The following is a 10,961-nucleotide window of genomic DNA, read 5'->3' on the forward strand; positions in this document are numbered from 1 at the left end:
CCCCCCCCCCCCCCCCCCCCCCCCCCCCCCCCCCCCCCCCCCCCCCCCCCCCCCCCCCCCCCCCCCCCCCCCCCCCCCCCCCCCCCCCCCCCCCCCCCCCCCGCCCCCTCCCCTCATCACTCCAGGAGAGCAGCTGTGTACAGACTGACCGGCCTCACCAAGCGCTACGCGCGCGGAGGAAGGACCGTCCACGCCCTCGACGGCGTCGACCTGACCGTGGAGGACGGCGAGAGGCTCGTCGTCCAGGGCCCCACCGGGGGCGGCAAGTCCACGTTCCTGCAGATGCTCGGCGGGCTGGACCGGCCCACCTCCGGCAGCGTCGAACTCGACGGCACGGACCTCGCCCGGCTCGGTGAGTCGAAGCTGACGAGACTGCGTGCGGCGCGGGTCGGTTTCGTGTTCCAGGGCTTCAACCTCATCCCCACCCTCACCGCCCAGGAGAATGTCGAGACCGCGCTCGTTCCTCTGGGTACCAGGGCGGCGGCACGGCATCGGCGCGCCGCGGAGGCGCTGGAATCCGTCGGGCTCGGCGAGCGGCTGGGACATCTCCCGGGTGAGATGTCCGGTGGCCAGCAGCAGCGCGTCGCCATCGCCCGAGCCCTGGTAAAGCGGCCGGACGTACTGCTCGCCGACGAACCCACCGGAAACCTCGACGAGTCGATGCGCGACGAGGTGATGGAGGTACTCGAAGGACAGTGGAGGACGCACGGCCTGACGTTCGTCCTCGTCACCCATGACAGTGCCATCGCCCGCCGTGCGACCCGCGTGGCCACCATCCGGGACGGACGGCTCACCACCGAGCGCGTGGACCGCCCGGCCGGCGGCTCCGGCGGGAACGACCCCGCACGGAAGGGGGGCTGACGGGCGTCACACCTAGAACACCTGTCCCATACGAGGCCGTATGGTGCGGGTGCCACGGCCTCCCGCACACTGATCACGCCGGGGGGCCGCCGGGGTCCCCCACGCATGGTGATGACCTCACCAGGGGGAGAATTGACACAACGGAGGAGAGCGGGCGCCGCCACGATAGCCACCGCCGTGGCCGTCGCACTGACGATGGGGCTGACCACCGCATCGTCCGCCGCCTCGAGGACCGGCCCGAACGCCGCGCCGGAGGCAGTACCGAGGACAGCGCCGGACACGGGGCCGTCCCCGGCGGGTTCACCACAGGGGACCGACCGCGCCGAGCGCGGTCGGCGCTCCGTCACCCTCGTCACCGGTGACCGGGTCGTGCTGGACCGGCGCGGCCGGGTCGCCGGGATGATCCGCGCCGAAGGGCGCGAGGACGTACCCGTCCGGGTCGTCCGCACCAGGGGCCACACCTATGTGATCCCGCGGGACGTCACCCGGCTCGTCGCCGAACGCAGGCTCGACCGGAGGCTGTTCGACGTCACCGAGCTCGGCCGCGAGCACCACCGCGCCAGGACCGGCACCGACGTACCGGTCATCGTCACCTACCGCGGCGCGAAGCCCGCGGCCAGGGCCGAACTCCACGCCGAGGCCGATCCGGCCGTGCGCGCCACCCTCCGCTCCGTCAACGGCGAGGCGCTGTCCGTCACCGAGAACCGGGCCGCCGAGGCGTGGAAGGCGCTGACCCGCCCGTCCGCGGCCGGACAGCTCGCGGCGGCGCCCGGAGTCGCCACCGTCTCCCTCGACGGCATCCGCGAGGCGGCGCTCGACACGAGCACCGCGCGGATCGGCGCTCCCGCGGCGTGGAAGGCCGGCTACGACGGCGAGGGCGTCACCATCGCCGTCCTCGACACCGGAATCGACGCCGCTCACCCCGACTTCGCCGGACGGATAGCCGCGGAGAAGAACTTCTCCGCCTCCGAGGACACCAGGGACCGCCACGGGCACGGCACCCACGTCGCCTCCATCGCGGCCGGCTCCGGAGCGAAGTCCAAGGGCCGTTACAAGGGTGTGGCCCCCGGCGCGAAGCTGCTCAACGCCAAGGTCCTCGACGACGACGGCTACGGCAGCGACTCCGGGATCATCGCCGGGATGGAATGGGCCGTCGCCCAGGGCGCCGAAGTGGTCAACCTCAGTCTCGGCGGCTTCGACACCCCCGGGATCGACCCGATGGAGGACGCCGTCAACCGGCTGTCGCGGGACAGCGGCGCCCTCTTCGTCGTCGCCGCCGGCAACGACGGCCCCGGCGCCTCCAGCATCTCCAGCCCGGGCAGCGCGGACGCCGCGCTGACCGTCGGGGCCGTGGACAAGCGGGACGCGCTCGCCCACTTCTCCTCCGTCGGCCCGCGCACCGGGGACGGCGCGGTCAAACCCGATCTGACCGCCCCCGGCGTGGACATCGGCGCGGCGGCGGCCAGGGGCAGCCTCGTCGAGCAGGAGGGCGACCCGGTCGCCGACGGCTACGTCTCCATCTCCGGCACCTCCATGGCCACCCCGCACATCGCGGGCGCGGCCGCGCTGCTGGCCCAGCGGCACCCCGACTGGACCGGTGAGCGGATCAAGGGCGCGCTGACGGCCTCCACCGAGCCCGGCAAGGGCTACTCCGCCTACCAGCAGGGCTCCGGCCGGGCGGACGTGAACAAGGCGCTGAAGCAGACGATCGTCGCCGAACCGGTGTCGATCGGCTTCGGCACCGCCCAGTGGCCGCACGGCGACGACAAGCCGATCACCAAGGAGATCACCTACCGCAACCTGGGCGCCGAGGACGTCACCCTCTCCCTGGCCGCCACCGGCACCGACCCCCAGGGCAAGGCCGCGCCCGCGGGCATGTTCACCCTGGCCGCCGACGAGATCACCGTCCCCGCCGGCGGTACGGCGGCGGTCGGCATCACCGCCGACACCCGGCTCGGCGGCAGCGTGAACGGCGGCTACAGCGTTGCCGTCACCGCGACCGGCGACGGCCGGAGCGTCCGTACCGCGGGCGCCGTCGACCGCGAGGCGGAGTCCTACGACCTGACCGTGCGCGCCCTCGGCCGTGACGGCAGGCCGGCCCCCCTGTGGAGCGGCATGCTCATCGGCTACCGGACCAACGTGTTCAAGAGCCTGACGGGCGAGGACGGCACCACCACCCTGCGGGTCCCCAGGGGCACCTACGCCCTGTCCACCGACATCGTCCCGCCGGGCAGCACACAGGAGGAGTACGAGGGCGGCGACTGGCTCATGGCACCGGCGGTCGAGCTCGACCGCGACACCACCCTCACCTTCGATGCCCGCAAGGCCAGGGAGGTACGGGTGACGGTGCCGGACCGCAAGGCCGAGCGGATCGACCTGTCCGTCGAGTACACCGGCACCCTCGGCGACGACGGTTTCGTCGGCGTCCACGCCGGCACGGGGGACGGCGGTCTGCGCACCGCGCAGGTCGGCGGCACGGGCCGTGTCGAGGCCACCTCGACCGCCAGTACCGTGTGGACCCGCGAGGACACCGACTACAACACCTTTCACGTCCGCGAGGGCGGCTTCTACACCGGTCTGAAGACGCACACCGAGAAGTCGGAGATGGCCAGGATCGACGTCCGGCAGGGCGCGTCGGTCCCCGGCCGCACCGGCCTCCTGGCCACCGTGCCGTCCCACGGGGGCTCGTTCACCGGGGTCGAGCGCAGGCTCCCGAGCACCACCACGGTCTACGTCAAGGCCAAGGGCGTCCGGTGGTCGCAGTACTTCACCCAGTTCGACGCCGGGGGCGAGTTCGAGGCCGGCTACTACGCCGACGAGCGGAAGTTCACCGCGGGCAGAACCTACGACCGCACCTTCAACAACGGCGTCTTCGGACCCCGCCTGAACGAGTACAGCGGCGTCTTCCGCGACGGCGACGACCTCTACGGCATGCTGAACCCGCTCGCGGACGGCGCCGGCAACCTCGGCGACAGCCTGTACGACTCGGCGCGGACGACCCTGTACCGCAACGGGAAGAAGTACGCCGAGGAGAAGGAGATCCTCGACCACGCCGGCTTCACCCTCCCCAAGGGCAGGGCGGAGTACAAGCTGGTCACCACCCTCGGCCGCGGCAAGGTCTCCAGGCTGAGCACCAGGGTGAGCGCCTCCTACACCTTCACCTCGGCCCGCACCTCCCAGGAGACCGCCCTCCCGGCGGCGGCGGTGCGCTTCACGCCGAAGCTGGCCCTGGACGGCACGGCCAGGGCGAGGGCCGCCATGCCGGTACCGGTCACCGTCCAGGGATCGGCCGTCGGCAAGAACCTGAGGTCGCTGACCGTCCACGTCTCCTTCGACAGCGGCAGGAACTGGAAGAAGACCACCGTCAGGAAGGGGAGGATCACCTTCAGGAACCCCGGCAGGAAGGGGACCGTCTCCTTCAGGGCGAACGTGAAGGACGGCAAGGGCAACACCCTGTCCCAGACGATCGTCAACGCCTACCGCACCAGATGACCCCCGCGGTCGCACGGGCGAGACCGTGACCGTGCGCCACCGGTGGTCACTGGAGACACGGGCGGCGCCTCCGCGCATGGCCGATCCGCCCGGAAAGACATGTAAAGCGGCATAGGACCGCTCCCGGTGGAAACCCGTACCCGAGTACGGGGGAGCACGCGACATGTACCGAGGACCCGAGCCGCCGAAAGGACGTGGCAGAAGTGAAGGTCGCCTTTCTCGTCGCCCCCGAGGGTGTGGAGCAGGTAGAGCTGACCGAACCGTGGCAGGCCGTGATCGACGCCGGGGGCACCCCGAGCCTGCTGTCCACCACCGGCGGGCGGATCCAGGCCTTCGACCACCTCGACAAGGCCGACACCTTCGAGGTGGACAGGCAGGTCGGTCAGGCCGCGGTCGAGGACTACGACGGGCTGGTGCTGCCCGGTGGTGTCGCCAACCCCGACCTCCTGAGGACGGACGAGGACGCCGTCTCCTTCGTCCGGGAGTTCTTCCAGACCGGCAAGCCGGTGGCGGTCATCTGCCACGGTCCGTGGACGCTGGTCGAGGCGGACGTGGTGCGCGGCAGGAAGATCACCTCCTGGCCGAGCCTGGAGACGGACCTGCGCAACGCCGGCGCCAACTGGGTCGACGAGCAGGTCTCCGTCTGCACCGAGGGCCCGAACACCCTGGTCAGCAGCCGCAGGCCGGACGACCTCAAGGCGTTCAACCAGGCGTTCCTGCGGGAGTTCCAGACCGTCTCGGCCTGACTGTCCCGGCCTGAGCCCACCACGCGGCTCCCAGCCGTTGTGGGCCGCCCGCCGCGCGCGGGCGGCCCACACTCGCGTTCCCGGCGGTCAGGCGCCGGTGGTGCAGGCATCCCTGGCCAGCTCGCCCAGGTACTCGCCCAGCGGCTGGTGGGTCGGCGGGAAGTGCGGCCCGCTGTCGTCCTTGGGCACGACCACCACGCGGACGAAGGGCGCCAGCGCCACGTTCCCGGTGTCGATGTGCTCCTGCGAGTCGAACCGCACCACCCACGCCACCGGGTGCTCCCGTGTCAGTTCGGACCGCACGACGATCGTGAACTCCCCTTCGGGGAACGCCGCGCCGAGGAACCGGCGGGCGGAGTCGATGGCCTCATCCCGTGAGAGCACTGGAAGTCTCCTTGGTATCGCTCAGAACCTTCGGGGAACCGGCGGACCCCGGCGCTCGGACGGAGTGAACCCGTTTCCGGACGGCCGCACCGCCATGACTGGGCGCAGCATAGGACGATACGACCGGCCCGCGCCCCCCGGTCCCGCTTCGGCGTACGCGTATTACGCCCTGGCCGACTTCTGCGCTCCGGCGAGCCTCATCCGCCCGTCTGTCATCGATTCCCCCCCTCTGCCCGGCCCCACCCACACCCCGGCCGCGGCGCGCAGCTCGGTATCGGTGAAAGAGCCGTGCCCATCCTCGTACTCCGCCAGGCGGGCGGCGGTCGCCCGGTTCCGCAACCGTCCCCCGACCACCGTCGCGACCAGGGTGGGCGCACCGCGCTCTGCGGCGGGCCCGCATAGCACCGGAACGATGTCCTCGGGAAGCGAGCCGAGGTCTTCGGGAACGGACCGCACGGCCCCGTCGTGGCGCACGTCTCCGACTTACCGAGGAGCGGCGGGAGCCGTGGTCGCGCTCCGCTGTGGTACGCAGGCCTGCGAGTTCATGACTGATGGCCCCTCGTCGCCGCCGCCTTCCGCCGTCACCGGACACGAGGCAGAACCAAACGCTCGCTTACTGATGAAGCGCCCCTCACCGCCGCGATCTCTGACCGTCGGTGATGTCCAGGTCCGGCCGGGGCGGCCATGCGGACCCGAGATGGCTGTCCGTGCCCGAGGCGCCCACCCGCTGATACGTCGTGCTGCCGAGAGCAGCGGGGCGCTCCGGTCCGGACTTCGTCCCGTGGCCCCGAGACCCCGCGCCCGGGGCGCCGAACTGCCTGCCGTCCGTGTCGCCGGCGAGGAGCAGTGGGTCCATCATGACCACGACTGAGGCCAGGACGAGGAAGATGACCGGCCCCAGCAGCATGGGCAGCAGCAGGAACACCGGCGTGACCCCACCCCCGCCCCCGCCCCCGGCGGCGGGGTCGTTGTGGAGGTGGACGCTCACAGCCGCCATGCCTGTGTAGTGCATGCCGGAGATCGCCACCCCCATCACCAGACTCGCGCCGAGTGAGGTGACGAAACCCCGCACGGACATGGCCGCCCACAGAGCGGTGATGGCGGCACCGATGGCAATGGCCACCGAGACGGCGACTGTGAACGCGTCGTAGCGGATACTGCCCGGCAGATGCATCGCGTACATGCCGATGTAGTGCATGGCGGCCACGCCCAGACCGGAGATCGCCCCAGCCGTCACGAGCGTGACGGCTCCCGCGCCGCGGTAGCCGACGATGAACACGCCGATGCCGACAACGACGATGGCCACCACCAGACTCAGTACGGTCAGTGCCACGTCGTAGCGGATAGCCGCTTCCTTGACCTGGAAGCCGGTCATGGCGATGAAGTGCATCGTCCAGACACCGCAGCCGATGCATGTCGCCCCCAGAGCCAGCCATCCGGGTTTCCAGCCCTGTCGGTAGTGCACGCACCGCACCACGCACCGCAGTCCCAGCGCACTGCCCAGGACGGCCATCAGGTACCCGGCGACCGGGGTGATCGCGCCGTAGCCGAAACCATCGATTGTACCGTTCATGATCCCCTACAAGTGTGTATATGCCAGCGATAAACCTTCATTCATTCGGCAGGGCAGCGAAAGGCCCGATAGGCGAAAATAGATGGCTGTTGCACTAATGTGATGTTTGAGTGCTGGTCAGCACGCTGCTCGCGCGACGGCGAGACGGATCCCGATCTCAAGGGTGCCGGTCTCGCGGACTGGGGCCTTGCTCGGATCGGCCACCGGTTCGGGTGGGCCTGAGGCGCCGTCGCGGCCGCAGGGCGGCGGCCGTCGTCGGCACGGTGACCGGGAGGCGCTGGCCGCGATCATCTGCGTGGCCACTTCGGACCGCACCTGACAGCAACTGCCCACCGCATCGTTCGGACCGTCCGGGGCGACGGCGAGGTCAGGCGGCAGTTCAACGTCTGCTTCACCGCTCGCGTCACCGGGGGCGAACCGACGATCTCCGGCGAGTCCACCGAGCTGCGGTTCGTGCCGCCCGGAGAGATCGATTCCCTGCCGATGCACCACACCCAGCGGCTCAGGCTCCGGCACTTCCTGGAGCACCGCGATCGGCCGTACCTCGGCTGAGCCACCAGGGAGACGACGATGCCCCCGGTCCTGTGCGAGCAGGCCGGGGGCATTGCGATGACGCGGCCGGATCAGCCGTCGACCGGGGCGATGCCGGTGGGGCAGGAGCGGCCCCAGTTCGTCTCGGACGGGGCATCCAGCTTGACGCCCGTGCCGCCGATGCCGCAGTAGCCGCCGGGGTTCTTGTCCAGGTACTGCTGGTGGTAGCCCTCGGCCGGATAGAAGGGGCCTGCGGGGAGGATCTCCGTGGTGATCTCGCCGTAGCCGGAGGAGACCAGGACGGCCTGGTAGGAGTCGCGGGACGCCTTGGCCGCGGCCTCCTGCCCGGCGGAGTGGGTGTAGACCGCCGAGCGGTACTGGGTGCCCACGTCGTTGCCCTGGCGGAAGCCCTGGGTGGGGTCGTGGGACTCCCAGAAGACCCGCAGCAGCTCCTCGTAGGTGACCTTCGAGGGGTCGAAGACGACGCGGACGGCCTCGGTGTGGCCGGTCAGGCCCGAGCAGACCTCCTCGTACGTCGGGTTCTCGGTGTGGCCGCCCTGGTAGCCCGCCAGGGTGGTCCACACCCCGTCGGTCTGCCAGAACTTCCGCTCCGCGCCCCAGAAGCAGCCCAGGCCGAAGTCGGCGGTCTCCAGTCCCTCCGGGTAGGGGCCCAGCAGCGGGTTGCCCAGGACGGTGTGGGCTCCGGGGACGGTGTAGGGACGCTCCGGGCGGCCCTTGAGGGCCTCCTCCGCCGTCGGGAGGGACTTCTTGAAGTGGCCGAACAGCATGCTCAACTCTCCTCGTGGCCTCGGTGGGCCCGGTGGGCCCGGTGCCGCCTGGGCGGCGTACGCCGTGTGTCGTACGCCGCCCTACGTCTCAGTGCGCCGGCGGGGTGTGCGCCGCGTCGCCGCCCAGGCTCTCGTAGCCGGCGACCGCCAGGGCGCGGTACGCCGAGTACTCCGCCACCGGGTCGCCGCCGTCGACCCAGGGCAGCGCACCGACATAACCATCGACGGCCCGCACCTGTTCCACGGCCTGCGCGTACCGCTCGGCGCGCACCAGGAAGCACAGCAGCAGATGGCGCACGTGCGGGGCGACGGGGTGGCCGGCGGGCGCGTGGTGCAGGGCGTAGCGCGCGCCCTCGACGGCCTGTTCCACCACCGCGCTGCGGTAGAGGCCGCTGACCATGTTGGCCTCCGGCAGGTGGTCGTAGACCGCGAAGAGCGGCAGGGCCGGCAGCAGGCTCCCCTCGGGGGCCTCGCCGGCGGCGCGCTGCGCGAAGGCGTAGGCGTCCTCCTTGGAACCGTGGCCCCTGGCGGACCAGTACGGCAGCGCCACCAGGTGCGCGCCCATGTGGTGCGGCGCGCGCCTGCGCACCTCCTCCCACCGCTCCTCGAACTCGGGACGGCGTACGCCCAGGGCACGGGCGGCGAACAGGTCGGTGATGTACGCGGTGGGGTCGGCCGGTGCGACACGGATCGCCTCGCGGGCGATCTCGCGGGCCTCCTCCAGGACGATCCGCCGGTCGGCCGAGCCGGTGTCGCCCAGCGCCTGCCAGACCAGGAACTGCGCGTACACCTGCGCGCAGGCCGCGTCGCGCGGCGAGGCGGTGCGCCAGTTCCGCAGCCAGCGCGCGTCCGCGACGGGCGCGGGGGCCTGCGGCTGCTCCTTGCTGAGGGAGGGGGTCCGGTCCGCCGGGGGAGTCCGCTCCGCAAAAGCCTCGGGGGGCGTGGGGGTGGTGCGTGAGCGCGCCAGCTCCACGGCGGCGGCGCCGGCCAGCGACTGCACGCGCTGCCAGCGCAGTTCCCAGTCGTCGCCGGTCAGTGCGAGCAGCCGGGCGACGGGCTGCCAGTCCTGGGTCCGCTGGGTCTCCTCCAGCGCCTCGATCAGCTCCGGGTCGGGGCCCGGCAGCCGTACGTCGAGCCGCTCGGGCGGTACGAGGCCGTAGCGGTCCGGATCGCCGGCGGCCCGGATGCCGGGCGAGCCCCCGGAACCGTTCAGCTCCCGGCGGCGGCGGACCGCGGGCACGATCAGCAGGCCGACGATGGCGGCGGTGGCGATGAGGAACAGCAGGGCTTCCATGCCTCCACGGTACGGCCCGCGGGGCTAGGCTCGGGGCCATGAGTGACCAGGACGCAGCACGGGGCGAGACGCGGACCCCGGCGCAGCACTTCGAGACCCTCGCCATCCACGCCGGGCAGGAGCCCGACGCCGCCACCGGGGCGGTGGTGCCGCCGATCCACCAGGTCTCCACGTTCAAGCAGGACGGGGTGGGGGGCCTGCGCGGCGGTTACGAGTACAGCCGCAGCGCCAACCCGACCCGCACCGCGCTGGAGGAGAACCTCGCGGCGCTGGAGGGCGGCCGGCGCGGGCTGGCCTTCGCCTCCGGACTGGCCGCCGAGGACTGCCTGCTGAGGACTCTGCTCACCCCCGGTGACCACGTCGTCATCCCGAACGACGCCTACGGCGGCACCTTCCGGCTCTTCGCGAAGGTCGCCGAGCGGTGGGGCGTGGAGTGGGACGTGGCCGACTCCTCCGACCCGGCGGCCGTACGCGCCGCGCTGCGTCCGCGCACGAAGGCGGTATGGGTGGAGACCCCGTCCAACCCGCTGCTGGGCATCGCCGACATCGCGGCGCTGGCCGACGTGGCCCTTACGGCGGGCGCCCGTCTGGTGGTGGACAACACCTTCGCCAGCCCCTACCTCCAGCAGCCGCTGTCGCTCGGCGCGGACGTGGTGGTGCACTCCACGACCAAGTACATGGGCGGCCACTCCGACGTGGTCGGCGGCGCGCTGGTCACCGCCGACACCGCGCTGGGCGAGGAGCTGGCCTTCCACCAGAACGCGATGGGTGCCATCGCCGGGCCGTTCGACTCCTGGCTGGTGATGCGCGGCGCCAAGACGCTGGCGGTGCGGATGGACCGGCACTGCGCGAACGCCGCGCGTGTCGTCGAACTGCTCGTATCCCACCCGAAGGTCGTCCAGGTGTACTACCCGGGGCTGGAGACGCACCCCGGGCACGAGGTGGCGGCCAAGCAGATGCGCGACTTCGGCGGCATGGTCTCCTTCCGGGTCGCCGGGGGCGAGGAGGCGGCGGTCGAGGTGTGCGACCGGGCGGAGCTGTTCACGCTCGGTGAGTCGCTGGGCGGGGTGGAGTCCCTGATCGAGCACCCGGGCCGGATGACGCACGCCTCGGCGGCGGGCTCGGCGCTGGAGGTGCCCCCGGACCTGGTGCGGCTGTCGGTGGGCATCGAGGCGGCCGACGACCTGGTGGCGGATCTGGCGCGGGCACTGGGCTGAGCCCTGGCGGGCCCGGGCATGACCGGGCCGTACGGAGTACCGGCGGGGATCGCGGCGGAGGCCGCGGTCCCCGCC

8 protein-coding genes and 2 pseudogenes are annotated in these 10,961 nt (G+C 72.0%); 6 read left to right on the forward strand and 4 right to left on the reverse strand.

Going from position 1 to position 10,961, the window contains the following annotated elements; genetic code table 11:
• Positions 1–135: 135 nt before the first annotated feature.
• From LJ221_RS20955 to LJ221_RS20965, 3 genes are all read left to right on the forward strand, one after another.
• Positions 136–861, forward strand: coding sequence for an ABC transporter ATP-binding protein (locus tag LJ221_RS20955; protein ID WP_241718283.1), 726 nt, complete (start codon positions 136–138; stop codon positions 859–861).
• 177 nt (positions 862–1,038) lie between these two features.
• Positions 1,039–4,353, forward strand: a complete 3,315-nt coding sequence (locus LJ221_RS20960; RefSeq protein ID WP_308314833.1) for a S8 family serine peptidase — start codon at positions 1,039–1,041, stop codon at positions 4,351–4,353.
• Between the two features lie 203 nt (positions 4,354–4,556).
• Positions 4,557–5,099: a type 1 glutamine amidotransferase domain-containing protein gene (locus LJ221_RS20965; RefSeq protein WP_241718290.1), complete on the forward strand. Its 543-nt coding sequence runs from the start codon at positions 4,557–4,559 to the stop codon at positions 5,097–5,099.
• Positions 5,100–5,186: 87 nt separating this feature from the next.
• Here LJ221_RS20965 and LJ221_RS20970 read toward each other — a convergent pair whose 3' ends face one another.
• Together LJ221_RS20970 and LJ221_RS20975 are read right to left on the reverse strand one after the other, a co-directional pair.
• Positions 5,187–5,483 (reverse strand): YrhB domain-containing protein, encoded by a 297-nt coding sequence (locus LJ221_RS20970; protein WP_241718284.1) that lies wholly within the window; start codon positions 5,481–5,483, stop codon positions 5,187–5,189.
• A gap of 631 nt (positions 5,484–6,114) precedes the next feature.
• Positions 6,115–7,056, reverse strand: coding sequence for an MHYT domain-containing protein (locus LJ221_RS20975; protein ID WP_241718285.1), 942 nt, complete (start codon positions 7,054–7,056; stop codon positions 6,115–6,117).
• A gap of 217 nt (positions 7,057–7,273) precedes the next feature.
• Between LJ221_RS20975 and LJ221_RS20980 the strand changes: the two are divergent.
• Positions 7,274–7,372, forward strand: a pseudogene (locus tag LJ221_RS20980) (IS5/IS1182 family transposase); the annotation flags it as partial.
• 41 nt (positions 7,373–7,413) lie between these two features.
• Positions 7,414–7,608: pseudogene (locus LJ221_RS20985) on the forward strand (NUDIX hydrolase); the annotation flags it as partial.
• A gap of 71 nt (positions 7,609–7,679) precedes the next feature.
• Here LJ221_RS20985 and msrA read toward each other — a convergent pair.
• Positions 7,680–8,375, reverse strand: a complete 696-nt coding sequence (gene msrA / locus LJ221_RS20990) for a peptide-methionine (S)-S-oxide reductase MsrA (RefSeq protein ID WP_241718286.1) — start codon at positions 8,373–8,375, stop codon at positions 7,680–7,682.
• A gap of 88 nt (positions 8,376–8,463) precedes the next feature.
• A complete protein-coding gene (locus LJ221_RS20995) occupies positions 8,464–9,669 on the reverse strand; it encodes a hypothetical protein (protein ID WP_241718287.1) in 1,206 nt (401 codons plus the stop codon).
• A gap of 38 nt (positions 9,670–9,707) precedes the next feature.
• On the opposite strand from LJ221_RS20995, the gene LJ221_RS21000 reads away from it, so the two are divergent.
• Positions 9,708–10,886, forward strand: a complete 1,179-nt coding sequence (locus tag LJ221_RS21000) for a cystathionine gamma-synthase (RefSeq protein ID WP_241718288.1) — start codon at positions 9,708–9,710, stop codon at positions 10,884–10,886.
• Positions 10,887–10,961 lie beyond the last annotated feature (75 nt).

It is taken from the genome of Streptomyces sp. CNQ085 (genome assembly GCF_022614595.1).
Lineage (GTDB): Bacteria > Actinomycetota > Actinomycetes > Streptomycetales > Streptomycetaceae > Streptomyces.

Bases quoted from the DNA above. Each gene is read 5' to 3' on its own strand.
- LJ221_RS20975 (WP_241718285.1), bottom strand. From the start codon at position 7,056: ATGAACGGTACAATCGATGGTTTCGGCTACGGCGCGATCACCCCGGTC.
- msrA (WP_241718286.1), bottom strand. From the start codon at position 8,375: ATGCTGTTCGGCCACTTCAAGAAGTCCCTCCCGACGGCGGAGGAGGCC.
- LJ221_RS20995 (WP_241718287.1), bottom strand. From the start codon at position 9,669: ATGGAAGCCCTGCTGTTCCTCATCGCCACCGCCGCCATCGTCGGCCTG.
- LJ221_RS21000 (WP_241718288.1), top strand. From the start codon at position 9,708: ATGAGTGACCAGGACGCAGCACGGGGCGAGACGCGGACCCCGGCGCAG.